The 26,050-nt window shown below is 69.4% G+C and carries 18 protein-coding genes and 3 pseudogenes; 11 read left to right on the top strand and 10 right to left on the bottom strand.

Features of this window, described 5'->3' with window-relative positions; all coding sequences use genetic code 11:
- Positions 1–7: 7 nt before the first annotated feature.
- From AQJ58_RS25080 to AQJ58_RS25060, 5 genes are all read right to left on the bottom strand, one after another.
- Complete coding sequence (locus tag AQJ58_RS25080; RefSeq protein WP_067253774.1) at positions 8–886, bottom strand: amidohydrolase family protein; 879 nt, start codon at positions 884–886, stop codon at positions 8–10.
- The gene (locus tag AQJ58_RS25075; protein ID WP_067253771.1) at positions 873–2,213 is read right to left on the bottom strand and encodes an L-fuconate dehydratase; all 1,341 of its coding nucleotides are present in this window, start codon (positions 2,211–2,213) and stop codon (positions 873–875) included. Before AQJ58_RS25075 ends, AQJ58_RS25080 begins: the two co-directional genes overlap by 14 nt.
- 112 nt (positions 2,214–2,325) lie before the next feature.
- Entirely contained in the window at positions 2,326–3,369 is a 1,044-nt protein-coding gene (locus tag AQJ58_RS25070; protein ID WP_067253768.1) for an ABC transporter permease, read from the bottom strand.
- Positions 3,362–4,924, bottom strand: coding sequence for a sugar ABC transporter ATP-binding protein (locus AQJ58_RS25065; protein WP_067253765.1), 1,563 nt, complete (start codon positions 4,922–4,924; stop codon positions 3,362–3,364). Before AQJ58_RS25065 ends, AQJ58_RS25070 begins: the two co-directional genes overlap by 8 nt.
- Before the next feature lie 44 nt (positions 4,925–4,968).
- Positions 4,969–6,033 carry a sugar ABC transporter substrate-binding protein gene (locus tag AQJ58_RS25060; RefSeq protein WP_067253762.1) on the bottom strand — a complete coding sequence of 355 codons (1,065 nt, stop codon included), beginning with the start codon at positions 6,031–6,033 and terminating at the stop codon, positions 4,969–4,971.
- Between the two features lie 467 nt (positions 6,034–6,500).
- On the opposite strand from AQJ58_RS25060, the gene AQJ58_RS25055 reads away from it, so the two are divergent.
- Positions 6,501–8,732 carry an alpha-L-fucosidase gene (locus AQJ58_RS25055; protein WP_067253760.1) on the top strand — a complete coding sequence of 744 codons (2,232 nt, stop codon included), beginning with the start codon at positions 6,501–6,503 and terminating at the stop codon, positions 8,730–8,732.
- Between the two features lie 1,639 nt (positions 8,733–10,371).
- On the opposite strand, the gene AQJ58_RS25050 is transcribed toward AQJ58_RS25055, so the two are convergent.
- On the bottom strand, positions 10,372–12,324 hold the full coding sequence (locus AQJ58_RS25050; RefSeq protein ID WP_199844673.1) for an RICIN domain-containing protein: 1,953 nt from the start codon (positions 12,322–12,324) through the stop codon (positions 10,372–10,374).
- A gap of 957 nt (positions 12,325–13,281) precedes the next feature.
- On the opposite strand from AQJ58_RS25050, the pseudogene AQJ58_RS25045 reads away from it, so the two are divergent.
- The 4 genes and pseudogenes from AQJ58_RS25045 (at position 13,282) to AQJ58_RS25030 (ending at position 15,449) form a co-directional block, all read left to right on the top strand.
- A pseudogene (locus tag AQJ58_RS25045) lies at positions 13,282–14,333 on the top strand (zinc-dependent alcohol dehydrogenase).
- Positions 14,330–14,796, top strand: a pseudogene (locus tag AQJ58_RS25040) (SDR family NAD(P)-dependent oxidoreductase); the annotation flags it as partial. The pseudogenes AQJ58_RS25045 and AQJ58_RS25040, both read left to right, overlap by 4 nt.
- A gap of 139 nt (positions 14,797–14,935) precedes the next feature.
- Complete coding sequence (locus AQJ58_RS25035; protein ID WP_067253758.1) at positions 14,936–15,139, top strand: hypothetical protein; 204 nt, start codon at positions 14,936–14,938, stop codon at positions 15,137–15,139.
- 55 nt (positions 15,140–15,194) lie between these two features.
- Positions 15,195–15,449 (top strand): hypothetical protein, encoded by a 255-nt coding sequence (locus tag AQJ58_RS25030; protein WP_067253755.1) that lies wholly within the window; start codon positions 15,195–15,197, stop codon positions 15,447–15,449.
- 223 nt (positions 15,450–15,672) lie between these two features.
- Here the strand turns inward: AQJ58_RS25030 and AQJ58_RS25025 are convergent, their stop codons facing one another.
- From AQJ58_RS25025 to AQJ58_RS25015, 3 genes are read right to left on the bottom strand one after another with little or no spacing between them, the layout of a single operon-like run.
- Positions 15,673–16,584: a carbohydrate ABC transporter permease gene (locus tag AQJ58_RS25025; RefSeq protein WP_107122149.1), complete on the bottom strand. Its 912-nt coding sequence runs from the start codon at positions 16,582–16,584 to the stop codon at positions 15,673–15,675.
- Positions 16,584–17,486, bottom strand: a complete 903-nt coding sequence (locus AQJ58_RS25020) for a carbohydrate ABC transporter permease (protein ID WP_067253753.1) — start codon at positions 17,484–17,486, stop codon at positions 16,584–16,586. Before AQJ58_RS25020 ends, AQJ58_RS25025 begins: the two co-directional genes overlap by 1 nt.
- Complete coding sequence (locus AQJ58_RS25015) at positions 17,483–18,802, bottom strand: extracellular solute-binding protein (RefSeq protein WP_067253750.1); 1,320 nt, start codon at positions 18,800–18,802, stop codon at positions 17,483–17,485. The genes AQJ58_RS25020 and AQJ58_RS25015 overlap by 4 nt, the downstream gene beginning before the upstream one ends.
- A 191-nt stretch (positions 18,803–18,993) precedes the next feature.
- On the opposite strand from AQJ58_RS25015, the gene AQJ58_RS25010 reads away from it, so the two are divergent.
- The 3 genes and pseudogenes from AQJ58_RS25010 (at position 18,994) to AQJ58_RS25000 (ending at position 23,409) form a co-directional block, all read left to right on the top strand.
- A complete protein-coding gene (locus AQJ58_RS25010) occupies positions 18,994–20,025 on the top strand; it encodes a LacI family DNA-binding transcriptional regulator (RefSeq protein WP_067253747.1) in 1,032 nt (343 codons plus the stop codon).
- A gap of 65 nt (positions 20,026–20,090) precedes the next feature.
- Complete coding sequence (locus tag AQJ58_RS25005) at positions 20,091–22,406, top strand: beta-xylosidase/alpha-l-arabinosidase (protein WP_067253745.1); 2,316 nt, start codon at positions 20,091–20,093, stop codon at positions 22,404–22,406.
- A gap of 168 nt (positions 22,407–22,574) precedes the next feature.
- Positions 22,575–23,409 (top strand): annotated as a pseudogene (locus tag AQJ58_RS25000) (IS5 family transposase).
- Positions 23,410–23,503: 94 nt separating this feature from the next.
- On the opposite strand, the gene arsM reads toward AQJ58_RS25000, so the two are convergent.
- Positions 23,504–24,397, bottom strand: coding sequence for an arsenite methyltransferase (gene arsM / locus AQJ58_RS24995; protein WP_067253743.1), 894 nt, complete (start codon positions 24,395–24,397; stop codon positions 23,504–23,506).
- Positions 24,398–24,500: 103 nt separating this feature from the next.
- Between arsM and AQJ58_RS24990 the strand changes: the two genes are divergently transcribed.
- The 3 genes from AQJ58_RS24990 to AQJ58_RS24980 are packed head-to-tail and all read left to right on the top strand — an operon-like array spanning position 24,501 to position 26,049.
- Positions 24,501–24,875 carry an ArsR/SmtB family transcription factor gene (locus AQJ58_RS24990; protein WP_067253740.1) on the top strand — a complete coding sequence of 125 codons (375 nt, stop codon included), beginning with the start codon at positions 24,501–24,503 and terminating at the stop codon, positions 24,873–24,875.
- Positions 24,872–25,636, top strand: a complete 765-nt coding sequence (locus AQJ58_RS24985; RefSeq protein ID WP_079079203.1) for an aquaporin — start codon at positions 24,872–24,874, stop codon at positions 25,634–25,636. Before AQJ58_RS24990 ends, AQJ58_RS24985 begins: the two co-directional genes overlap by 4 nt.
- Positions 25,633–26,049 (top strand): arsenate reductase ArsC, encoded by a 417-nt coding sequence (locus AQJ58_RS24980; protein ID WP_067253738.1) that lies wholly within the window; start codon positions 25,633–25,635, stop codon positions 26,047–26,049. Before AQJ58_RS24985 ends, AQJ58_RS24980 begins: the two co-directional genes overlap by 4 nt.
- Position 26,050 lies beyond the last annotated feature (1 nt).

The following is a 26,050-nucleotide window of genomic DNA, read 5'->3' as shown; positions in this document are numbered from 1 at the left end:
GGGGTTTTCAGGGCAGGGGGTTCAGCCGGTAGAAGGCGGTCGCGGTGTCGGAGAGCACCGCCGACGTCTCGGTGGCGGAGCAGCCGTCCAGCAACTCCTCGACGGCGGCCGCCCAGCGGTTCCAGCCGCCCGCGAGCACACAGACCGGCCAGTCGGAGCCGAACATCAGCCGGTCCGGGCCGAAGGCGGACAGCAGGACGTCCCACACCGGGCGGATGTCGTCGATCGTCCACCTGTGCGGGTCGGCCTCGGTGACCAGGCCCGAGACCTTGCAGCGCACCTGAGGACGCGCGGCCAGGCTCCGTACCTGCCTCTCCCAGTCGCCCAGGTCGCCCTCGGCGATGGGCGGCTTGCCCGCGTGGTCGAGGACGAGCGGAAGCTCGGGAAAGCGATCGGCCAGTTCGACGGCCTGGTCGAACTGGTGGCTGCGGATCAGTGCGTCGTACGCCAGTCCGCGCTCCCCGGCCGCCCGCAACCCCCGTTCCACGGCGGGCTGTTGCAGCCACCCCGGGTCCGTTTCGCCCTGGACGAGATGACGCAGGGAACGCAGGTACCGGCCACCGGGACCGGCGAGCAGTTCGTCGAGCACGTCCGCGACCGACGGGGAGGTGAGGTCCACCCAGCCGACGACCGCGCCGATCAGCGGTTCGGTGTCGGCGAGGGCGAGCAGCTCCCGTGTCTCGGGCACGGAGGTCACACACTGGACGACCACCGTGCTCGCCAGCCCCCGCCCCGCGATCGGCCGGGTCGCGGCCGATCGCAGGTCGTCCACACCGAAGGTGCGGCGGATGGTCTCGAGGCCGGGCTCGTCCAGCCAGGGCTGCGGCCGGTGGTCCAGGTCCCACAGATGGTGGTGGGCGTCCACCAGCCGCTCAGTGCCGGACACGGGCCGCCCAGACCGGGCCGTCGGGGTACGTGTACTCCTTGAGGGACTCCTGGTGCATCTGCGCGCTCAGCCCGGGAAGGGCGGGCGCCAGGTAGTGGCCGTCGGCGATGCGCACCGGGTCGACGAAGTGCTCGTGCAGGTGGTCGACGAACTCGATGACGCGGTCCTCGGTCGTGCCGGAGACGGCGACGTAGTCGAACATCGACAGGTGCTGGACCATCTCGCACAGGCCGACACCACCGGCGTGCGGGCAGACCGGGACGCCGAACTTCGCGGCGAGCAGCAGGATCGCGATGTTCTCGTTGACACCGCCGACCCGGGCGGAGTCGATCTGGACGATGTCCACCGCGCCGGCCTGGAGGAGCTGCTTGAAGACGACCCGGTTGGCGATGTGCTCCCCGGTGGCGACCTTGATGGGGCTGACCGCCTTGCGGACCGCCGCGTGGCCGAGGATGTCGTCCGGGGAGGTGGGCTCCTCGATCCAGTACGGGTTGTAGGGGGCCAGCTCGCGCATCCAGTCGATCGCGGGCTGGACGTCCCAGCGCTGGTTGGCGTCCACGGCGATACGGATGTCGTCCCCGACCGTCTCACGGGCCGTGCGCATGCGCCGCACGTCGTCCGCCAGGTCCGCGCCGACCTTCAGCTTGATCTGGGTGAAGCCGTCCGCGACCGCCTCGCGGGCGAGACGGGAGAGCTTCTCGTCGGAGTAGCCGAGCCAGCCCGGCGTGGTGGTGTAGGCGGGGTAGCCGCGCTCCAGCAGGTGGGCGATGCGCTCCTGGCGGCCCGGTTCGGCGCGCCGGAGGATCTCCAGGGCCTCCTCGGGGGTGAGGGCGTCGGACAGCCAGCGGAAGTCGACCTGGGCGACCAGCTCCTCGGGCGACATCTCGCCGAGGAAGCGCCAGACGGGCTTGCCGGCGCGCTTCGCGGCGAGGTCCCAGGCGGCGTTGACGACGGCGCCCGTCGCCATGTGGATGGCGCCCTTCTCCGGGCCGAGCCAGCGCAGCTGGGGGTCGTGGACGAGGGAGTTGGAGAAGGCGCCGAGGTTGCCGCAGACCTCCTCGACCGACAGGCCCACCACGTGCGGGGCCAGGGCCGCGATCGCCGCCGCCTGGACATCGTTGCCGCGACCGGTGGTGAACGCCAGGGCGTGGCCCTCGAGTCCGTCCCCGGCGTCGGTGCGCAGGACGACGTAGGCGGCCGAATAGTCGGGTTCGGGGTTCATCGCGTCCGAGCCGTCCAGGTGCTCCGACGTCGGGAATCGTACGTCGAGGACGTCCAGGGCGGTGATACGGGCGGATGCCGACGGAGCGGACTCAGTGGAGGACATAACTACTCCTAGGGGGCAGGGGACCAAGGACGTCGGCCCTGCGACGAGACGGGGAACAGCGGTGGGGTCCGGCAGCCGCGCGGTCATCGTCGACCTGGTGACTGCCGCCTGTTCATTCCTGGACCTTGCCGCCCGTGATGCGGGAGATCATCAGGGCGACCAGGATGATCAGGCCGTTGAGGGCGCCGATCCACTGCGCGGGGACACCGCCCAGCGTCAGCACGTTCTGGATCATGAAGAGCAGCAGGATGCCGCAGAAGGCCCCGAACATGGTGCCCTTGCCGCCGTTGAGGCTGATTCCGCCGATGACGGCGGCGGCGAAGACGGTGAAGATGTAGCCGTTGCCCTGAGCGGAGGCCACCGAGGCCAGGCGGCCCGACAGCATCAGCCCGGCGAGGGCGGCCAGCACGCTGCCGGTGACCAGGACGATCCACAGCACCCGGTCGGTACGGATACCGGCCGCCTTCGCCGCGTCGACGTTGCCGCCGATCGCGTACAGGGAGCGGCCGAAGCTGGTCCAGCCGAGGACCACGATGGCGACGGCGAACAGCAGCAGGCAGAGCCAGATGGAGGCGGGCATCCCGAACCACTCCGCCGTGCCCAGGTAGAGCATCGACTCGGGCAGCTGGAAGAAGGTCTGGCCGCCCGAGATGCCCGTGAGGGTACCGCGCACGACGATCAGCATGCCGAGGGTGACGATGAAGCCGTTGAGACCGAAGCGGATGATCAGCAGAGAGTTGATCACACCGATCAGCGCGCCCACGGCGAGGGTGACCGGGACCGCCCAGGCGCCCGGGAGGAGACCGAGGCCGTGCGTCGCGCCGGTCGGGACCACCAGCCAGGCGGCCACACCGGGCGCGAGGCCCATGGTCGACTCCAGCGAGAGGTCCATCTTCTTGACGATGAGGATCATCGTCTGGGCGAGGACCAGCACCGCGATCTCGGCCATCTGCTGCAGCACGTTGATGAGGTTGTCGGGCTGCAGGAAGATCGGGCTGACGATCTGCCCGATGATCGCGATCACCACGATCGCGGGGACGAGCGCGAGGTCACGCAGCTTCGCCAGCGGGATCTTGCCGCCGAACAGCGCGGTTCGCTTGGCCCCTGCCTCGGCGGCCTTCGGCGCGGGCGTGTGCGCGACGACGGTTTCAGGCATCGAGGTCCACTCCTTCCATCGCGGCCACGAGGTCGTGGTCGTGCCAGCCGCGGCTTATCTCTGAGGTCACACGGCCCTGGAACATCACCAGGATCCGGTCGCACATACGCAGGTCGTCGAGTTCGTCGGAGGCGATGAGCACCCCGGTGCCGGTCTCCGCGGTCTCCTCGACCTTGCCGAGGAGGAACTCCTTGGAGCGCACGTCCACACCCGCGGTCGGGTTGATCAGCACCAGCAGCTTGGGGTCGTCGGCCAGCGCACGGGCCATGACGACCTTCTGCTGATTGCCGCCGGACAGCGCCGACACGGGCAGCTCGGGACCTGGCGTCTTGATCGCCAGGTTCTCGATCATGTCCGCGGCGAGCCGGTCCCGGGTGCGATTGCTGACGAAGCCGTTCCTGCCGAGCCGGTGGGGCACCGACAGGGTGGCGTTGTCCGCGATCGACATGTCGGGGACGAAGCCCTGGTGGTGGCGGTCCTGGGGCACGAACCCGGCGCCCGCCTTGAGCGCCGCCGGGACGCTGCCCGACCGGGGACGCGTGCCGGCGATCCGCACCTCGCCCGCTGCCGCCGCCCGCAGTCCTACGACGGTCTCGGCGACCTCCGTACGGCCGCTGCTGGCCGCCCCCGCGAGCCCGACGATCTCCCCGGCGCCCACCGTGAAGCTGACGTCCTGGTAGGTCTCGCCGTGCAGGCCGCTGATGTCCAGGGCCGCGGTGGCGGCGGAGTCCAGCGAACTCGCCCGCACCTCCGTGCTGTCGGCCGCCGCCTCGCCCGTCATGGCGGCGACGAGGTCCGCGTGGGGGAGTTCGGCGACCGGCGCGGTCAGGATGTGCCGGGCGTCCCGGAACACCGTCACCATGTCGCAGATCTCGTAGATCTCCTGGAGGTGGTGACTGATGAACAGGAAGGTCACGCCCTGCTGCTGCAGATCGCGGATGCGGTCGAAGAGACGGTTGATCGCCGCGCCGTCGAGTTGGGCGGTCGGCTCGTCGAGAATGATGAACCGGGCGCCGAAGGACAGCGCTCGGGCGATCTCGACGAACTGACGCTGCTCCACGTTCAGTTCCCCGGCCAGGGTCTGCGGATCCACGTCGACCGAGTAGGTCGTCAGCAGTTCCTGCGCCCGGCGCCGGACCCCCGGCCAGGTGATGAGCCGGCCGCGGCCGTGTTCGTGCCGGTTGAGGAAGAGGTTCTCGGCGACGGTCAGCGTAGGGATGATCGTCGACTTCTGGTAGACACAGGCCACCTGGCTGCGCCAGGCGTCGCGGTCCGCGAGCCGGGGAGCGGCGGCGCCGCCGAAGGTGACCGTGCCCTCGTCCGGGGACTGGAGTCCGGTGAGGACGGAGACCAGCGTCGATTTGCCGGCTCCGTTGCGGCCCACGAGCGCGTGTGTCTCGCCGGGCCTGATGGTGATCCGGGCGCCGTTCAGCGCGACCGTCTGACCGAATCGTTTGACAATGCCCGTCGCCTCGACGACGGGCGGGCCCGCCTGGGCCCGTCCGTCGTCCGCCGGGGCGGGCGCGGGGGTGACTGCTCGCTCCCCGTCGCTCATCTCAACCGCCTTGTGTTCGTTGGCCTTGAAGTCCTGGCGATCCGTCAGCCGAGGTTGTTGCCCCACAGGGACTTGTCGTCGCTCTTGAGGCTGGGCACACCGCCGTAGGAGCCGCCGTCGGAGGTGACGAGCGGAGCGGAGAGCTGGTCCTCGAGGACGCCGTCACGGACCTGGATGATGTTGCTGTCGTGGTCCGTCTTGCCCGGCTTGAAGGTCTTCCCGTCGATCGCGGCCTTCAGGTAGTACAGGGCGTACTTGGCGTAGAGGTCGGCCGGCTGCGAGACGGTGGCGTCGATCTTGCCCTCGGCTATCGACTTGAGCTCCTCGGGGATGCCGTCGTTGGAGACGACGAACACGTGCTTCTTGTCCGAGGGCGGGACCAGCAGGCCCTTCTGCTTGAGCACCTGGAGGGTGCCGGACAGGGCGAAGCTGGCCTCCATGTAGACACCCTTGATGTCCGGGTTGGCGGTCAGGTCCGTCTGCAGCTTCTGGGCCGCGACGGCGCCGTCCCAGTTGGTGGCCTCGCCGAACACCTTGATGTTCGGGTAGTTCTTCTTCATGCAGTCGTTGAAGGCCTCGGTGCGGTCACGGCCGTTGATGGAGTCCAGGCCGCCCTCGAGCATGACGACCTTGCCCTTGCCGCCGAGCTTCGTGCCCAGGAACTGGCACGCCTTCTCGCCGTACGCCCGGTTGTCGGCGCGCACCACCATGAACACGTTGCCGGTGTCGGGGCGGGTGTCGACGGTGACGACGGGGATCTTCTTGGCCTCCAGCTGCGCCAGCGTCGGCGCGATGGCGGCGGTGTCCTGCGGGGCCATCGCCACGCCCTTGACGCCCTGGCTGATGAACGTCTGCGCGTTGGCGGTCAGCTTGGCGACGTCGTTCTGCGAGTTGGTCGTCTTGAGCGAGAGGCCGAGCTCCTTGCCGAACTCCGGCGTGTACTTGATGTACGAGTTCCAGAAGTCGGTGTCGGATCGCGGGTAGTCGACGCCGACGAGCGGCTTGCCGTCGGCCGACTTGCCGGTGCTGCCGGAGCCGCCGCAGGCGGTGAGCAGAGCCAGTGCCGAGACGACGGAGGCGGCGGAACAGAGGGCGGTTCTGACTCTCATCGATACTTCCTCACGCTGGTCCCGTAGCGGGAGACGTTTCACGCGGGCGACAATCGGATGTCGGCGCTTTGTAGAGATGGGATGTATGTATAGGCGGCGCCTGGTGGCTTGTCTAGCCCCTGGCGCGTTTTGCCTAGAAATCCCGGTTTACGGCTGCGATCAGAGTCCTGAACTAGGGGCCAAAGGTCAAAGCCATCCCATCAATCGTGGCCGGTCTGTGATGCGATCGCGCCGCGGGAAACCTGCCAGACATGGGGTGTCCTGAGGTCGCCAAAGTGGGAAAACCATGACATAAGCGGCAAAATCCCAGGTCGGACGGCGCTTTTCATCCCTGCACAGTCGTTGACATGTGGTGGACGCATGGCCGACCTTCGTTCGTAACAACCGGCACGAAGGACGCTGAGGACCGCTCCGGACGTGCCCGGCTCTGTCTTCTCCCCCGCCTCCTTCCGCAACAGGGATGTCCCATGTCGAGTTCGATCAGCAGGCGCCACTTCCTCGCCAGTGCCACGTTCGTGGCCGCGGCAACGGTCGCGGGCGGCGTGTTCGGCGCAGGTGGCGCGCAGGCGGCGCCCAGCACATACACACCCGACTGGAGCTCGGTCGACCAGCACCCCCCCACTCCCGAGTGGTTCCAGGACGCGAAGTTCGGGATCTACTTCCACTGGGGTGTCTTCAGCGTTCCCGCGTACGACAGCGAGTGGTACCCGCGGAACATGTACGCGAGCGGCAGCAACGCCAACCAGCACCACATCGCGACCTACGGCCAGCCGTCGGCCTGGCCCTACCACAACTTCATCAACGGCGCCCAGGACCTGGCGGGCAACACCGTCCAGTTCGCTCCGAAGCTGAAGTCGGCGGGCGGCAACTTCGACCCCGACGAGTGGGTGCAGCTGTTCGTCGACGCGGGCGCGAAGTTCGCCGGCCCGGTCGCCGAGCACCATGACGGCTTCTCCATGTGGGACAGCCAGGTCAACGAGTGGAACTCGGTCGCCAAGGGTCCGAAGCTGGACCTGCTGGGCCTGTTCACGACGGCCATCCGCAACCGGGGCCTGAAGCTGCTGGTCGCCATGCACCACGCATACAACTACAACGGCTTCTACGAGTACGCGCCCGCACAGACGGACCCCAGCCTGAAGAAGCTCTACGGACAGCTCGGCGCGGCGGCCGAGAACCAGCTCTGGTACGACAAGCTCAAGGAGGTCATCGACCGCGCCCAGCCCGACATCCTGTGGCAGGACTTCAAGCTGGACGCCGTCGACGAGACGCAGAGGCTGAAGTTCCTGTCGTACTACTACAACCAGGCCAACAGCTGGGGGCGCGAGGTCGTCGCCACGTACAAGGACGGGTTCAACGGCAAGGGTGAGGTCTTCGACTGCGAGCGGGGCGGCCCGGCCGACCTCACCACCCCGTACTGGCTGACCGACGACAGCATCTCCAACTCCAGCTGGTGCTACACCCAGGGCATCGGCTACTACAGCACCCAGCAGATGCTGCATTCGTTCATCGACAGGGTCAGCAAGAACGGCAACGTGCTGCTGAACATCGCGCCCATGGCCGACGGCACCATCCCCCAGGCGCAGAAGAACATCCTGCTCGGCATCGGCGACTACCTGAAGCGCTTCGGCGAGTCGATCTACGCGACCCGCGCCTGGACGGTGTACGGCGAAGGCCCGACGAAGATGGGCGGCGGCTCCTTCACCAATCCGACGGCCGGCACAGCGCAGGACATCCGCTTCACCCGCGACAAGGCGGGCAACGTCCTGTACGCCACCGTCCTCGGCTGGCCCGGCAGCTCGGTGACGATCAAGACCCTCGCCTCGGGCCAGATCGACCTCTCGTCTCTGACCTCGGTGAAACTGCTCGACTCCACCGTGGGCAACTACATCAACCTGCCGACGCCCGTCCAGAGCGGCTCCGGACTGACGGTCACCCTGCCGTCGTCGGCGCCGTTCAGCGCCAACGCCTACGTCCTGAAGCTCACCTTCTCCGGCGGGATCCCCAGCCTGCGGCCGTCTACCGGAGCCGTCGGCTTCACGGACGTCAACTACTCCGGAGCCGCCGCCTCGTTCGACGTCGGCGACTACACCTCCAGCCAGTTGCAGCAGGCCGGCCTGGGCCCGCTCAGCCTGTCCTCGCTCCGGCTGGTCTCCGGCTACCGGGTGATCGGCTACTCCGGCGACAACTTCACCGGTACCTCGTGGACCTTCACGGCCGACAACCCCGACCTCAGAGTCACCGGCAACAACGACGCGATCGCCTCGCTGAGGGTCCAGTTCAACCCGGCGACGTACTTCCGGATCTCCAACGTCACCAACGGACTCGCCCTGGACAGCGGCGGCAACGTCGCCTCCGGCTCCAACCTCAAGCAGTGGACCTGGAACGGCAGCAACAACCTCCAGTGGCAGGCGGTGGACGTCGGCAACGGCTACTACCGGCTGGTCAACCGCACCAACAGCATGGTCGCCGACGGTTGGGGCGCCACCACCGACGGCTCCGCCGCCCGGCAGGCCGCCTGGAACGGCGGCACCAACCAGCAGTGGGCGATCACCCACCGGGGTGCCGGACGCTACTCGATCACCAACCGCACCACAGGCCTCGCCCTCGACAGCGGCGGCAACGTGGCCTCCGGCTCGGTCACCAAGCAGTGGACGTTCGGCAGCAGCACCAACCTGCTGTGGACCTTCACCGCCCAGTAGGTCCCTGAGCGGCCCCACAGGCGCACAGGAGAGCCGGTCCCGGGACACCGGGACCGGCTCTTTCGGAATCTCCGCGGATGCGGGCCGGGAAACGGCACCGTGAGGGCTGCTATATCGGTGGGGCCGAAGCCGCGGGGCCCGCACCCCACGACCAGCAGCAGGCCCAGGTAGAGCTGGTAGAGGGCCAGCCGGTACGGGAAGGCCGGGCCGCAGTCGAGGCTGCCGCCCGCCCCGGTGCAGCCGGCGACGAAGTCGCTGTCCGGGCCGGTGTCCCCGCCGAAGGAGAGCGAGACCGGTTCCGCCGCCGGGTCGCCCCAGAAGGCCCGCTCGTGGTCTGTGAGCCCGGTGATCCGCGGTGACCCGCGCATGGCCTCCGTCCCGAGGATGCCCTGTTCGTACCCGCAGTACCGCGGCTCCGTCCGGCGGGGCGAGTGTGACGACGGCGGGGCGGTCGTCGTCGAGCCGGACCCAGTAGACGGCGCTCAGCCAGCCGTCGGACAGTTCACCCTCCATCCGGCATCCGGCATCCGGCATCCGGCATCCGACGCCGACACCGTCGCGCAGCAGGGCGTCCAGTTGGCCGGGGGACACGTGCCGCTTGGTCTGGCTGTGCACGGTCGCGTCCGGACCGCCGATCCGCAGCCGCCACCCGTGCGGGCTGTCGGTGGGTACCGGCAGCCGGTCGCCTGGCGCCGCAGCTGGAGGCGGGCCGTCTCACCGGGGCCGACGGCGCTGGGGATCACCACGGTCCGCACGGCGCCGTCGGCGAAGGCGTGCACCCACGGCTCGACGTCGTCCGCGCAGGCGGAGACGGGGTGCTGGTCGTCCGCGCCCAGCGCGATGACCGAGTCCGGACGGGCCGGCAGCGGCCGCCGACACGATCGCCGCGTCCATCGCCGCGCAGCCCCCGCGCGTCCTGGTCCGCGGCCTGGCCGATAGCGCGAACTACTACTACGCCCTCCGCCCCGACCTTTTGGCCACCGCCCGCCCGCCGTTTGACTGGACCAGGGATGACCTGGACGAGACCCACCTCGCGAGCGTGCTGTGGCCCTTGCCGCACTCCGCCACGGAGTCCTACAGCACACGGGTCATCACAGCCCTACACCACCATCACTCCCGGCGCAGCCACGGCGAGCACCACACTCCGCCCGGCATCAGCGATCTGATCGCCGCGATGCTGGCCGACGAAGGCGGCACGGGAAAGCGCCCCACCACCGCGGTGAGTGGGCGCTGGAGCCGACCGCCGGACCGGAGGGCCCTTCCGCTCCGCCGCGCAAGCTGCTCACCGACGGTGGCGGTGGCACCTTCGAGCCCTGGCCCACCGCCGACGGTTGCTACGAGCCCGCCCTTCTGTCCCTACGGGCGCGGGCTGACAGCGGTGCGGGTCCGGTATCCAGGGCAGTCCCGCCCAGTCGACGACCGGCCGCTCCTGGGTCGGCCCCGACAAACGGCGGGGGAGGGGTTGTTGCGCGGCTTGGGGCCCTTGGCTGTTGTCGGGCGGCTGGTTGGGGGTCTGCTGCAGCAGGAGTGTCCGCACCCGCTTTCCATGGTGCGGCGCGGTGGGGTGCAGCGGGCCGAGGACGGGCGGCGCCTTCACCGACGGTGGTTGTCAGTGAAGGCGCCGTCTGTCCTCGGGGTGTCAGAGGGCGATGATCTGCCACTGCTGCTCGGGGGCGCGGGTGTAGGTGAGCTGGTCGATGTTGGCCCCGTCAGCGGTCGAGCCCGCGTCGACGTTGAGCGACAGCCCGCTGAACCGGTTGGTGAGGTAGTAGTAGCCGTCGCCAGTGGGCGTGACAGCCCAGTGCTGCTGGGGAACGTTGCTGTCCGCGTAGATGGAGACGTTTCCGCCGTCCACCCGTGAGAGTCCGGCCACCTCCATCAGCTTGCCGCTGTTGACGTTCTTGATCTCGTAGTAGCCGTCGCCGGTGGAGGCGAAGGTCCACTTCTGGGCGGTGTTGTTCAGCCACGGCCACTGCTGGATGTTGGTGCCGTTGGCGGTGCCGAAGTTGAACACGTCGACGACCTTGCCGCTCTTGCGGTTGACGATGCGGTAGACCGTGCCGTCGCCCGGGAGGACCCTCGACACGAGGGCCGGCTTGGCGGTCCGGCCGCCGATGTGGAGGCCGCCGATGTTGGCGTAGCCGCCGGTGGCCGCGTTGGCCTGGATCCGTACGAATCCCACGTTCCGGGCAGGCCATTCGGCCACCTTGGTGGCGCGGTCTCCGATCCAGGTACCGGTGGCGACCTGGGTGAAGTTCGTGCCGTCGGTGCTGGTGGAGATGGTGTACGAGGTGATGTCGCCGTCGGTGGTGTTGCTGCGGTTCCACTGCTTGGGCAGGTACTCCAGGGTGGAGACGTTGCTCCACACCCCGCCCAGGTCGATCGTGATCGAGTGGGGCAGGGCCGGGGACAGGCCCCAGGTCGACCAGCAGGTCTCGTAGTTCCTGTCGCTCAGTCCGTCGATGGCGTTGAGCGGCCCCTCGCCGGTGCGGAATGCGGTCGCGTAGGCGTTGACCGGTGTGACGGGGTGCTCGGCGCGCAGCAACTGCGTCGGCAGTGGCGGGCGGGAGGTGTCGGGGCTCCAGGCCGCGCCGACTTCGGCGAGTCGGTTGACGATGTTGGTGTCGAGCCTGCCGTTGCGGTTGGGCGGGCAGTTGAGGATGAAGGAGGTGTACTTCGGTTCCAGGTCCGCCAGATGGGACAGGATGGCGTCCTTGCTCATCAGGCTCTCGGTCGGTGTGGCCGGATGCCAGAACCAGCCGTTGCTGATCGTCTGCCCCTGCGTGGCGGCGTAGGTGTTTCCGGCGGGCGCGCTGACGCCCAGCGGCTCCTCGAAATAGATCGCGTCACCGAGGAACGGCACCGACAGCGCACCGTGGTCGATCATGACGATGTCCGGCTGGAGCGACTTCACGTGCTCGCGGATCCGCTGGTAGGAGACGGCCTGCTGGCCCATCTGCCACGCGTAGCCGTCGGTGATGAAGATGTCGATGGTGCCGTAGTTGGTGAGCAGTTCGGTGATCTGGCCGAGGATGAACGTCATGTCGCCGGGCTGGATGGCATCCGTGGTGTCGAGCCCGGACACCTTGTGCCGGCTCTCCCACGCCTCGACGCCGAAGGTGCGGTCCCATATCGAGTAGTAGAGTCCGACCCTCAGTCCCTTGGCCCGGAAGGCGTCGCAGTACGCCTTCACCACGTCCTGCTTGTAGGAGCTGTTGGCGACGTTCTGGGTGCCGTAGGCGCTCGGCCACAGGGCGAAGCCGTCATGGTGCTTGGTCGTCAGGATGCCGTAGCTCATTTTCGCCGCCGCGGCGGCGTCAGCCCACTGGGCACAGTCCACGGCCGTGGGGGCGAACAGAGCGGGGTTCTGGTTCGGTTCGGCCCACTCCTGGTTGGTGAACGTGCCCAGGTTGAAGTGGTTGAACATGCCGAACCGCATGTTGACCAGCTTCTCCAGGTTGGTCTGCAGGTCGGCGGCTGCCGCCTGGGAGATCAGGCTCGAGAAGGCGGGGGCGACGGGCAGTGCCGTGGCGGCGGCAGCGCCGGCGGCGGCCCCCAGGAACGTACGGCGGGACAGTCTTCCTGACGACACGGATGTCCTCCCGGTTGAGGGTGGCTCTGAGGCACGGGGGTGAGGACTGGAGGGGCAGCGCGAGGGCGGGCGGGCTCCAGATTTTTGGGGCGCGGCTCTCCAGGCGGGCTCGGAAGCGTCGGATGTTACGCATGAAGGTCGGTGACGTAACTGCCCCGTGTCAACAGGTGAAGGGATGAAAGCACTCAAGTGCAGAGCGGAATGGGCGCTTTAGTTATCTTAAATACCTTTTCAATCTGCGATAGACATGCCATGTTCCGCGGCAGGCGGAGAGTGATCCATAGAGCGCCGCAGCGATTCCAGGAGGGGCGCATCCGGCTGCCGCGGCGCCATTCGCGCCCCCGCCCTCCTCCGATCACCCCTCGCTCGCCCCGGTGTGCAGAGCCCGGACTCAGCAGGGCAACCGGAACTCACGGCCGACCGCCTCGCCGAGCGGCCGAACTGCACGGCGACCGTTTCGCCAGCGGCCTGAGCTCGTGACTGACGGCCGTCCACCGGCGCGCCGGGCGCCCGGTGGACCCCCCGTCACCCTTTACGCCGACGCGCGGGCCGGCCGACGGGCACCGATGGCAATGACGTCATTGATGGGATTGATTGGTCAACTAGTGACTGCCCAGCGGCATCTCTCCCTCGCGTTACCCCGTCTGCTCAGCGAAGATTTCCAGTCACCCCTAGACGGCGCCACCAGCAAGCGTCTATAAACATCCCATCTCTTCGGGGGTGATGCACAGCGGCCGCATCTCCGGAACAGGCACCCACTGCGGGACTGGCGCGAGGAAGTACCCATGAGATTCAAGTCCGTCCTCTGTTCCGCTGTCTCCGCCGTGTCCGCAGTGGAGCTGCTCAGGGCCTGCAGCGGCCGATCAGCCGGCCATCGCCGAGTACCGCTCGACACCCGTGCCTACGCCAACCGGCTGCTGACCATCGGCGTCCGCGCTGAAGGGACCTGCCGTCACGATGACACTCGCCGTCCGTTACACGTCCGCCCGCACCCTGGACACGGCTCCCGCACTCACCGGGCCGCCCGGTCCCGGCGAGGTGGAGCTGGCCCCCGCCCACGTCGGTATCTGCGGCACCGATCTGCACATCTTCACGGCGACATGGACGCCAGGGTCGCCGCGCCGGCCGTGCTGGGACACGAGATGTCCGGCCGCGTCGTACGCGTCGGCCAGGGCGTCGAGGGCTGGCGGCCCGGTGACGCGGTCACCGTGATGCCGCTGCGCTGGGACGGCGCCTGCCCGGCCTGCCGCGCGGGCCACCAACACGTCTGCCGGCACCTGGACTTCATCGGCATCGACTCCCCCGGCGCGATGCAGCAGCGCTGGACCGTGCCCGCCTCGGCACTCATCCGGCTGCCCGATTCGATCCCCCTGGACCGGGCCGCCCTCGTCGAGCCGACGGCGGTCGCCGTGCACGACGTGGGCCGGGCCGCGGTGCGCGACGGTGAGAAGGTCGTCGTGGTCGGCGGCGGCCCGGTCGGCATCCTCATCGCGCTGGTCGCGCGCTCCGCGGGCGCCGAGGTCCGGGTGGTGGAGCTGAGCCCTCACCGGCGGTATCTCGCCGAGCAGTTGGGGCTGGCCACGTGGGATCCGGGGGCCGAGGACCTGCTCGAGCTCGTCCGGCAGTGGACCGGTGACGCCGGTGCGGACGTCGCCTTCGAGGTCTCCGGCGCGCAAGGCGGCGTGGACACGGCCGTCGATGTTCTCGGCGTACGCGGCCGGTTGTGCCTGGTGGCCATCCACCCCCGGCCCCGCGAGGTGAACCTGCACCGCTTCTCCTGGCGCGAACTCACGCTCGTCGGGGCCCGGTTGTACGACCGCTCCGACTTCGAGAAGGCGGTGACTCTGGTGGCCGACGGGACCATCCCGGCCGAGCGGCTGATCAGCAAGGTCGTCCCCCTCGCACAGGCACCCGCAGCGTTCGAGGCCCTGGAGGGCGGCGGCGACGTGATGAAGATCCTCGTGGACTGCACCGACGACACCGACGACGCCCAGGGAGCCGCCGTATGACCGCCTTCGACCTCACCGGGAAATTCGCCGTCGTCACCGGCGCCCGGCGCGGGATCGGCCGGGCCATGGCCCGCGCACTCGCCCAGGCCGGCGCGGACGTCATCGGCGTCAGCGCCTCGCTGAGGAGTCCGGAAGCGACGTCGAGAAGGACATCCTCGCCGCCGGCCGTACCTTCGGGGCGATCCGCGCCGACTTCGCCGACCCCGACGCCGTCCGGAACCTGGGCGCGGACCTCGCCGGGCGCGAGCGTCCGGTGGACATCCTGGTCAACAACGCGGGCACCATCCGCCGCGCTCCGGCCGCCGAACACGCCGACACCGACTGGGATCTGGTGCTCCAGGTCAACCTCAACGCGCAGTTCGCGCTGACCCGTGCGGTCGGCGCGGCGATGGTCGCCCGCGGCCAGGGCAAGGTCATCTTCACCGCGTCGCTGCTCAGCTTCCAGGGCGGCATCACCGTGCCCGTCGCCTGCCCGCCTACCTCGCCGACCCGGCGGCCCTCGCCGTCGGCGGCAGCTGGATGGCCACCGCCGCTCATCTGGAGCGGGGCGAGTACGCGCAGATCCGCCGACTGACCGCCGAGGCCGTGCGCGGGAGCTCGACGTGACCGACGTGGTGGCCCTCGGCGGGGTGATGCTCCGCGCGCTGCGGCCGATGCCGTCCGCGGGCACCCAGCGGATGACTGGTCTTTACGACCCCCCCGCACCCTCCACCACCAAGACCTGCCCCGCCGGATTCCTGTCGGCCAATGCCGCTCTGCTCGAGCTCGGCCACCCACCGCAAGCCGTCTGTCTCCAGTTCGGGTGATCGGTTCAGCCAGAGTGACGATCTCCATCTCGACGCCGTACGCCGTGCGTGCTTTGTGTCCCCCCTTCTCCCTGGTGATCTGCTGCACCACGCCGGCCCCGACATCGTCGTCGACCTCGATGCCGCCACCCGCCACTTGCTCGCCCTGTGCGCCATCGCCCCCGGGGGACAGGGACCCCTGGTCAGCATCCGGGCCGTGCACTTCGAGCAGACCGTGCAGAGGCTCATCGACTGCTCGCCCTGGAAACCCTCACCCCACGCCCCCGCCGCGGCCTACAGCCGCGCCGCACGGCCAGAACGTAGGGCGTAGCGGGCAGCGATCCCCCGCTGAGCCGTCTCCGCCCCTCCGGAACGGCCCCTGACCTGGGGGGTCGGCGCCCCCGAGAGCCGTCCCCCTGGTGGCGGGGCCCAGCTCGGCGGCCTCTGCCGCATCAGGAGCCGATGAGCGCGAGTGGCCCGGCTGCCGTGTGCGCTGCCGGTCGGTGAGGGGGCGGTCGGCGGCGTATCCCGAAGCGGATCGCCGGCCGCGGCTGCTACTTGCCGAAGCCGGCGGTGAGGCCGCCGATCAACTGGCGGCGGCCGAGGACGTAGAGGGCGAGGATCGGGAGGGTGGACAGGACGACGGCGGCGAGGATGGCGGGGATGTTGATGGTGAACTCGCCCTGGAAGCTCCACACGAACAGGGGCAGGACGCGTTTGTCGGGGCTCTGGGTGAGGATCAGCGGGAAGAGGAAGCCGTTCCAGACGTTGAGCGCGTCGTAGATGGTCACGGTGATCAGCGCGGGCCGGGAGAGCGGCAGTGCCAGATTCCACAGCATGCGCCAGTGGCCTGCGCCGTCCGCGCGCATCGACTCGTACAGCTCGTCCGGGATGTCCCTCAGGAAGTTGACGAGGATGATCACCGTGAGCGGGACGGCGAACGCCGCCGAGGGGAGCACGATCGCCCCCAGGGTGTCGTACATCTGCGCCTTGGCGATCAGGTAGTACACCGGGATGATCGTGGCCTGCAGCGGGATGGCGAGCCCCAGCAGGAAGACGCTGAACGTCCACCGCAGGGCCCGGCCGGTGCCGCGCACGATGGCGTAGGCGGCCAGGAACGACACCACGAGGGTGAGCAGCGCGGCGCCGGTGGTCACCACGACGCTGTTCCACAGGAAGTGGGCGAATCCGTTGTCCAGGACGAGGCGGTAGTTCTCCGTCGTCGGGTGGGTCGGGACCGCGAGGGGGTTGGCGTCGAAGAAGCCCTCACGGGTGCGCAGGCTGGTGATGACGACCCAGTACACCGGTACGAGGACGATCAGCAGCCAGAGCAGGCCGCCGAGGGCGCCCGGCGAGTTGACGCGGCGTATCCGGGCGAAGACACCCGGCGGGGTGGACGGTGCCGCGGACGACCGGGTCGTACGGCCCCCGGAGTCGGTCTTCGGGGCGTGGGAGAGCGCGGACATCACACACCTGCCTGCTGGCTGCGCATCCGGGAGAAGCCGGAGAAGCGGACGACGATCAGGGAGAGAAGGAGCCCGGCGGCGACCAGGATGACGGAGATCGCGCTGGCGAGGCCCATCTCGTTGCTCTGGAAGCCGGTGATGTACATGTCGAGCGGGAGGAGGCGGGTGGCGTAGCCGGGCCCGCCGCCGGTGAGGACGAAGACGAGGTCGAAGTAGGTGAGCGAGCCGACCAGCATCAGCATCGAGGAGGTGACGACGGTGTAGCGGAGCTGGGGCAGGGTGATGTGCCAGAACTGGGTGAGCCGGCCCGCCCCGTCGATCGCGGCGGCCTCGTAGAGCGAGCCCGGGATCTGCCGGGTGCCCGCCTGGTAGAGCAGGGTGTGGAAGGGTACGAACTGCCAGGCGATGACGAACACGACCGCGTAGAAGGCGAGTTCGGGATCGCCCAGCCAGTTCTGGTTCAGCAGGGGCAGGTCGAGGCCGGCGCCCAGGCCGAAGTTGGGGTCGAGCAGGTTCTTGAAGATGATGGCGATGGCCGCCGTGGAGATCAGCAGCGGGACGAAGTAGAAGACCGCGAGGAGGGCCCGGTAACGCTGTTGTCCGGCGACGAAGACACCCAGCAGGAGGCTGACCGGGGTCTGGACCAGCCAGGAGACCAGCATGAACTTGAGTGTGAGCCAGAGGGCGTGCCGGGTGACGTCGCTGGTCAGCACCTCGTGCCAGTTGTCGGCGCCGGCCCACGCCGGACTTCCCAGTCCGTCCCAGTGGGTGAAGCTGAGGTAGACGACGATTCCCATCGGGACCAGCGCGAAGACGGCGAAGAGCAGCAGCGCGGGCAGGGCCATGAGGAAGGGGGGCCCGCCCTGCTGCCGGGGCGACGCGGCGACCTTGGCGGTGCTCACTTCGCGGCCGCCTCGTCCATCTGCGCGCAGAACTGCTCCGGGCTGATCTGGCCGAGGAAGAGCTGGTCGAGGTGGGTGAGCAGGTCGTTGCCGAGTTCGGGACTGAGGGCCTGGTCCCAGGAGAGCTGGAAGTTCTTGGCGTCGCGGGTGAGGTGGTAGACGTACGACGACCAGTCCGCGTTGGCCGACGCCTTGATCTTGGCGTCCAGGTCCTTCACCGGCGGGACGTCGCCGTTCTTGAGCAGGTTGTCGATGTACGTGTCGTTGTACACGCCGTCCTTGAGGTACGCCACGGCGGTCTTCTTCTCCTTGGCGCTCGCCTGCGCGGACAGGGAGAAGAAGTTGGCGGTGTTGCCGACGATGTTGCTCGCGTCGCCCGTGCCGCCGGTGACCGCCGGGAAGCTGGTCCAGCCGAGTTTCCCTGCGGCGACGAACTCGGGAGCGCCGGTGGCGATGGACCCGTATCCCCAGCTGCCCTGGAGGATCATGGCGGCCTTGCCGGTGTAGAGCTGGGCCTCGGCCTGTCCGGTGTCGGCGGAGACGGAGGTGAAGCCCTTGGCGAAGCCGCCCGCGTCGACGAGCTGCTTGATCAGCTGGGTGGCCTTGAGGACGGCCGGGTCGGACCAGGCGCCCTTCGTGCCGTCGGCGATGGCGGCGAAGGTGTCGGGCCCGCCGACGCGGTCGACGAGGTACTCCAGCCACATCAGGTCCGGCCACTTGGAGGCGCCGCCCATGGAGATCGGCGCGATGCCCTCGGCCTTGAACTTCTTCACCAGGGCGAGCAGGTCGTCCCAGGTCTTCGGCGGCTGGGCGCCGGCCTTCTTGAAGAGTTCCTGGTTGAAGTACAGGACCACGGGCTGCACGCCGTTGACGGGGACGCCGTAGGTCTTGCCGTCGAAGGTGGCCGACTTCAGGACCGAGGGGAAGATGCGGTCCTTCCACGCCGGGCTGGCGTCGAGGTCGGAGGTGAGGTCGGCGACCTTGCCCGCGTCCACGTAGCTCTTCAGCCCGCCGCCACCCCAGTTCTCGAAGAGGACCGGACCGTTGCCGGCGCCGACGGCGGTGCGCAGCTTCTGCTTGTAGGGGTCGTTCTGGAAGTACTGGTAGGTGATCTTGCTGTCCGGGTGCTGCTTGTTCCACTCGGTGGCGGAGGCTCGGAAGGTCGCTTCGGACCCCTGGGTCAGTGCCCAGACCAGCGCACCGTCACCGGAGCCGGCTCCGGTGCTGCGTCCGCCGCTTCCGCAGGCGGTCAGGGTGAGGGCGAGTGCCGCCGCCGAGGCGGTGACCATGACGCGGATCGGGGTTCTCAGGGCCATCGGGAGCTCCTTCGCTCTGCAGAGAGTCCAGGTCGAAAATTTTCGAAACCTCTGCGATTTCTGGCCGATAAAGTAGGGGCGCTGTTCGAGGGGGTCAAGATGCTGTGCGGGCTATTCTTCGGGACAATTCCGGTCTGGACCGGTGCGAAAGATTTGCGCTACCGTCCCCGTAAACGTTCGAAAGGATCAGCATGGCGAAGAGAGCCGTTACGCGGAGCCGGACCACCCTGACCGGTGTTGCCGAAGCGGCCGGGGTCTCCGTGGCCACCGTGTCGAAGGTGGTCAACGGTCGCAGCGACGTCTCTCCCGAGACCCGGGCGCGCGTCGAGCAACTGCTCGTCGAGCACGACTACGTGGCCCGCGGGCCGGGCGGCGCGCAGTCGCCGGTGCGCACGATCGACCTGACCTTCGACGCGCTGGTCAACCCCAACAACCTGGTCATCGCGCAGGGGGTGATCCAGGCGGCGGCCGAGGCGGGCGTCGACGTCGTCCTCGGAACGGCTCCCGACGACCCGCTGGGTGCGGCCTGGGCCCGGAAGATCACCAACGCCGGACGGGAGGGCGTCATCCTGGTGACGTCCGAGCTGACCCCACGGCAGCGCGCCCAGTTCGCGCAGGCCGACATCCCGTTGGTGCTGATCGACCCGACGAACGTGCCGGACGAGAGCGTGCCGAGCATCGGCGCGACCAACTTCACCGGCGGCATGACCGCGACCGAGCACCTGCTGCAACTCGGCCACCGGCGGATCGCGATGATCGAGGGCCGGCATGACGCGGTCTGCAACACCGCCCGTCTGCACGGCTACCAGGCCGCGCTCACCGGCGCCGGCATCACCCCCGACCCCCGGCTCATCAAGCAGGGCGACTTCCGCTTCGAACCCGCGCACCGGGCCGCCCTGGAACTCTTCGCCCTCGAAGACCCGCCGACCGCGGTCTTCGCAGGCAACGACCAGTCGGCGTTCGGCGTCATCGAGGCCGCCCGCCGACACGGCCTGCGGGTGCCCGAGGACCTGAGCGTCGTCGGCTTCGACGACACCGGCGCGGCCAGCACCTCCGCCCCGCCCCTGACCACCGTCCGCCAGCCCTTCGTCGAGATCGGCCGCGCCGCGCTGCGCACCCTGCTCCGGCTCACCGCGGGAGAGCCCCTGGACAGCCACCGGGTGGAGCTGGCCACCCAGCTCGTCGTCCGCTCCTCCACCGCCCCGCCGCCCGCCTCTTCCTGAGCCACCCCACCTCTTCCTGGACCGCCGCCCACGCGGCTGACACCCACACCACCCGAGGACATGCCATGACCACGCCTTGGGCCGATCCGGCCTGCCCCCGTGACGACAGGGTCGAGGCCCTGCTCGCCCAGATGACCCTGGAAGAGAAACTCGCCCAGCTCGGCAGCGCCTGGCCCGGTGTGGAACACGTCAGCGGCAACGTGGCCCCCATGCAGGATGTCTTCGTCCGTCACACCGAGTTCGAGCAGGCCAGCAAGGACGGACTGGGTCATCTCACCCGCCCGTTCGGCACCAAACCGGTCGACCCGTCGACGGGGGCAACCCAACTGGCAGCTGTACAGCGCGATTTGATGGACGGTACCCGGCTGGGCATCCCCGCCATCGCCCACGAGGAGTGCCTGACCGGGTTCACCGCGCACCGCGCGACGGTCTTCCCCACCGCCCTCGCCTGGGCCGCCGCCTTCCACCCCGAACTCGTCGAACGCATGGCCAACGCCATCGGCACGAGCATGCGCCGGGTCGGCGTCCACCAGGGGCTCTCGCCGGTCCTGGACGTCGTCCGCGACTACCGCTGGGGCCGGGTCGAGGAGACCCTCGGCGAGGACCCGTACCTTGTCGCGACCAGTGGCACCGCCTATGTACGCGGCCTGGAGAGCGCCGGGATCATCGCCACCCTCAAGCACTTCGCCGGGTACTCCGCCTCCAAGGGCGCCCGCAACCACGCACCCGTCTCCATGGGCCCGCGGGAGCTCGCCGACGTGATCCTGCCCCCGTTCGAGGCGGCCATCCGGGACGGCGGCGCCCGCTCGGTCATGAACTCCTACGCCGACGTGGACGGCGTACCGGCGGGCGCGGACGCCGGGCTGCTCACCCGGCTCCTGCGCGAGGAGTGGGGCTTCGAGGGGACGGTCGTCTCCGACTACTGGTCGGTCGCCTTCCTCCGCACCATGCACCGCATCGGCGAGACGTACGGCGAGGCCGGCGCCCGCGCCCTCGAAGCAGGCATCGATGTCGAACTCCCCGACACACTCTGCTACGGCGAACCCCTCGCCGAACTCGTCCGCGCCGGCACCGTCCCGGAGGACCTGGTAGACCGCGCCGTACGCCGCGTACTGCGCCAGAAGGTCGAACTGGGCCTCCTGGACGCCGACTTCAACCCGGAAGCCACCACATCCACCGAACCGGTCGACCTCGACCCGCCCGAGCACCGCGCACTGGCCCGCGCCCTCGCCGAGCAGAGCGTCGTCCTGCTCGACAACCGCGCGGGCGTCCTCCCGCTGGCCGCCGACACCGCGTCCATCGCCCTCGTCGGCCCCTGCGCCGACGACCCGAACGCCTTCTTCGGCTGCTACTCCTTCCCCAACCACGTCCTGCCCCACCACCCCGGCCACGAGAACGGCATCGAGGCCCACTCCCTGCTGGACGCCCTGGCCATGGAGCTTCCCGGGACCCTCATCGCCTACGAGCGGGGCTGCCCCGTCAAGGACGCCGACCGCGACGGCATCGACGCGGCGGTGGCGGCGGCCCGGAACGCGGACGTCTGCATCGCCGTCGTCGGGGACCGGGCGGGCCTCTTCGGTCTCGGCACCTCCGGCGAGGGCTGCGACGCCGAGGACCTCTCCCTGCCCGGAGTGCAGGACGAACTGGTCGAGGCGCTGCTCGCCACCGACACCCCCGTCGTCCTGCTCGTCGTCTCCGGACGCCCTTACGCCCTCGGCGCGTACACCGACCGGGCGGCCGCGATCGTCCAGGCGTTCTTCCCCGGCGAGGAGGGCGGACCCGCCCTGGCCGGCATCCTCTCCGGACGCGTCGTGCCGTCGGGCAAGCTGCCCGTGCAGGTCCCGCGCACCCCCGGCGGCCAGCCCGGCACCTACCTGCACGCCCCGCTGGGCGGCAACACCCAGGGGGTCAGCAACCTCGACCCCACGCCCGCCTACCCCTTCGGCCACGGACTCTCCTACACCACCTTCGCGTACGACGCTCTCGCCCTGAGCGCCGACACCGTCCCCACTGACGGAGAGGTGGACATCAGCTGCGTCGTCCGCAACACCGGCGACCGCCCCGGCACGGAGGTCGTCCAGCTCTACACAGCCGACCCGATCGCCCGACTGCCACGCCCAGTCACCCAGTTGACCGGATTCACCCGGGTCCGGCTCGACCCCGGCGAGCAGCGCAGGATCACCTTCCGCCTCCACACCGACCGTCTCGCCTACACCGGCCCCGACCTGCGGCGCATCGTCGAACCCGGCGACATCACCGTCATGCTCGGCGCCTCCAGCACCGAAATCCACCTCACCGGCACCCTCCGCCTCACCGGCCCGGCGCGGAGGGCAGACCACGACCGGGTCCTGCACACACCGGCACATATCGACAGTGAGTGAGGATGTTTTGCCCACTATTGATGCGTAGTTGCGGTCTGCGTTGCGGGAGGGTTGATTAAGCGGGTGTCTTGGTCTGGCTGCTCCTGTTTCATCGCAGAGCGCCGGATTACGCGCCGTGTGCTTCGAGCGCCGGCACGCGCGCCCGGGTCTGGAGGGTAGGCCCGGATCGTGCCTGAGCACCGCCGCTGTCCGAGCGGTCCGTCCGATGCCCGCTGGGAGTTGGTCGAGCCGGTCCTGGCCGCCTGGCGGCCAGAACGCCGCGGCCGCGGACTGGACATCGGCCGCCCACCGGACCATGACCTGTGCAGCCTGCTCGACGCGATCCTCTAGGTGAACCGCACCGGGATCCCCTGGCGCTACCTCCCGCACGACTACGCACTGGAACACCGTCTACGCCCACTTCGCCCGCTGGCAGGCCGAAGGCGTCTTCGACCAGCTCAACAGCCTCCTGCGCCGCCAAGTCCGCAGGCAGGAAGGCCGAGAGGTCGAGCCGGGCGCCTGCGTCATCGACTCACAGAGCATCAAGACCTCCGCCAACGTCCCGGCGGCCGGCCTGGGCGTCGACGCGGGCAAAAGATCGTGGACCGCAAGCGGAGCATCGTCGTCGACACCGTCGGCCTGCTCGCGGCGGTGCTGGTCACCGCCGCGAGCGTGCAGGACTCCGTCGCCGGCCAGGTCCTCATCCAGAAGGTCGCCGCCGAGCACCCCACGGTCCGCAAGACCTGGGTCGACGGCGGCTGCCGCCAGCACCTCGTCGAGCACGCCGCGACCCTCGGCATAGACATGCACATCGTCCGCCGCGACCCCACCACCAGGGGATTCACCGTCCTGCCGAGACGGTGGACCGTCGAGCGCACCCTGGGCCGGCTCATGCTCCACCGCCGCCTCCCGCGACTACGAGGCCAAACCGCACCGCTCCGAAGCCATGGTCCACCTGGCGATGATCAACCTCATGACACGCCGTCCGGCCGCGGAATCCACCCCGAGCTGGCGCGGCACCTGAACTGCCCCCTCACCCGGCCATCCCGGATGAAACAGCAGGAGAAAACGCCCTCTTCGGCATGCGTGCTGACATAGCGCACGCCCCGGCCCCCACTTCAGCCTTGGCAGGCGCACCCAGCGGTGCTCTTGGCCTCGCTGAGGGTGACGGACGGGTCGGTCGCCTGCTCGGCTGGAGTGCAGCAGGCGGAAATGCCACAGCAGGAGTCATCCGTCGCGCAGGCGTCCGCTCCGGTGGCGGTGGTGGGCTTGGTGGCACGGACGACGGCGGAGTGCATGCCGTCGGCGACGGGGTGGGTCGGGGTGATCTCGATGTCCGTGAAGCCGGCCGCTGCCAGGCCCGCGCGGTATTCGGCGAAGGACAGTGCGCCGGCGATGCATCCGACGTGGTCGCCGCGCTCGGCGCGCTGGTCGGTGGTGAGGGTGTCGTCGGCGACGACGTCGGAGACGCCGATGCGGCCGCCGGGCTTGAGGACGCGGAAGGTCTCGGCGAACACGGCGGGCTTGTCGGTGGACAGATTGATGACGCAGTTGGAGATGACGACGTCGATGGTGTTCGCCGGGAGCGGGACGGCTTCGATGGTGCCCTTGAGGAACTCGACGTTCGTTGCGCCGGCCTTCGCCGCGTTGGCGAGGGCCAGCGCGAGCATCTCGTCGGTCATGTCCAGCCCGTACGCCTTGCCGGTCGGCCCGACGCGGCGTGCGGAGAGCAGGACGTCGATGCCGCCGCCGGAGCCGAGGTCCAGGACGCGCTCACCCTCGCGGAGTTCGGCGACGGCCGTGGGGTTGCCGCAGCCGAGCGATGCGGCGACCGCCTCGGCCGGCAGAGTGTCGCGCTCCTCGGCGGCGTACAGGGTGGAGCCGAAGTTGTCGTCGACCTCGACCGGCTCGGGCCCGCAACAGGCGGTGCCCCCCTCGGTGACCTTCACTGCCGCCGCGGCGTACCGCTGGCGGACGGTTTCACGCAGGTCGGTGGTGGCCTGTTCGCTCATGACTACTCCCAGATGACGGGTCGCAGCACGACCCGGAACGGCTTGTATTGACGTTCATTGATGCAACCTTGCGCCTTGGATCGAAAAACGTCAACATAGAGGCATGTCGAAACAAGAACTCAAGGTGATCAGCGGGGACGCAGCCTGCTGCCCTGGCCTCGCCGCCGCGCCCCTGGACGAGAATCAGGCCGCCGACCTGGCGAAAGTCTTCAAGGCCCTGGGCGACCCGGTCCGGCTGCGCCTGATGTCGATGATCGCCTCCCGCGGCCAGGACGGGGAGGTGTGCGTGTGCGAGCTGACCCCGGCCTTCGACCTGTCCCAGCCGACGATCTCCCACCACCTCAAGCTCCTGCGCCAGGCCGGGCTGATCGACTGCGAGCGCCGCGGCACCTGGGTCTACTACTGGGTGCTGCCCGGCGTCCTCGACAAGCTCGCCGCGTTCCTGACCACCACGCAGCCCACCGGAGCCACCGCGTGAAAGCCTCCCTCGGCCGCCGCGCCGCTGCCGAAGCGATCGGCACCGCATCGCTGGTGGCGGTGGTCGTCGGCTCCGGCATCCAGGCCACCGAGCTGTCCCGCGACGTCGGTGTGCAGCTGCTCGCCAACTCCCTCGCGACGGTCTTCGGCCTGGGTGTGCTCATCCTGCTGCTCGGGCCCGTGTCCGGCGCGCACTTCAACCCGGTCGTCACGCTTGCCGCCTGGTTCACCCGTCGTCGTGATCCCGACGCTCTGGCCCTGCGGGACGTCGTCGCGTACGTACCCGCCCAGATCGCCGGCGCGATCGGCGGCGCGGTCCTGGCCGATGCGATGTTCGCCAAGCCGCTGGTCAAGTTCTCCGCCCATGAACGGTCCGGCTACCTGCTGCTGGGGGAGGTCGTCGCCACGGGCGGGTTGATCCTGCTGGTCTTCGGACTCGACCAGATCGGCCGCGCCGCACTCGCCCCGGCCGCAGTGGCCTCCTACATCGGGGCCGCGTACTGGTTCACCTCCTCCACGTCCTTCGCGAACCCGGCGGTGACCATCGGCCGGACGTTCACCGACACCTTCGCCGGTATCGCCCCTGCCTCCGTCGCCCCGTTCATCGCGGCCCAGTTGCTGGGAACCGTGCTCGGGCTGGGGGCCGTCGCCGTGGTCTACGGCCGCCCTGCTCCGGTGCGGATGGGGTCGTCGTCTCGCCCGGCGAGCCGGAACCCGCCGTCTCCTGACCGATCCGTTCTCCCGAGAAGGCCCTGCTCATGAGCACTTCCGTCGCGCCGCGTCCGTCGGTGCTGTTCGTCTGCGTCCACAACGCCGGCCGCTCCCAGATGGCCGCCGCTTTCCTCACACACCTCGCGGGCGACCGCGTCGAGGTCCGCTCGGCCGGCTCTGCTCCCGCGGAGACTGTCAACCCGGCCGTGGTCGAAGCAATGAGCGAAGTCGGCATCGACATCTCCGCTGAGACCCCGAAGATCCTCACGGTGGAGGCCGTCCAGTCATCCGACGTGGTCATCACCATGGGGTGCGGCGACACCTGCCCCGTCTTCCCCGGCAAGCGGTACCTCGACTGGCAGCTCGACGACCCGGCCGGCCAGGGCGTCGAGGCTGTACGCCCCATCCGCGACGCGATCGAGACCCGGGTCCAGGCGCTGCTCTCGGAAGTGGCGCCCGGCTGAC

The organism is Streptomyces sp. DSM 15324 (assembly GCF_001514285.1).
Classification (GTDB): Bacteria; Actinomycetota; Actinomycetes; order Streptomycetales; family Streptomycetaceae; genus Streptomyces.
The sequence above is the reverse complement of the archived record's forward strand: the minus strand, read 5'-3'. Positions and strand labels throughout refer to the sequence as shown.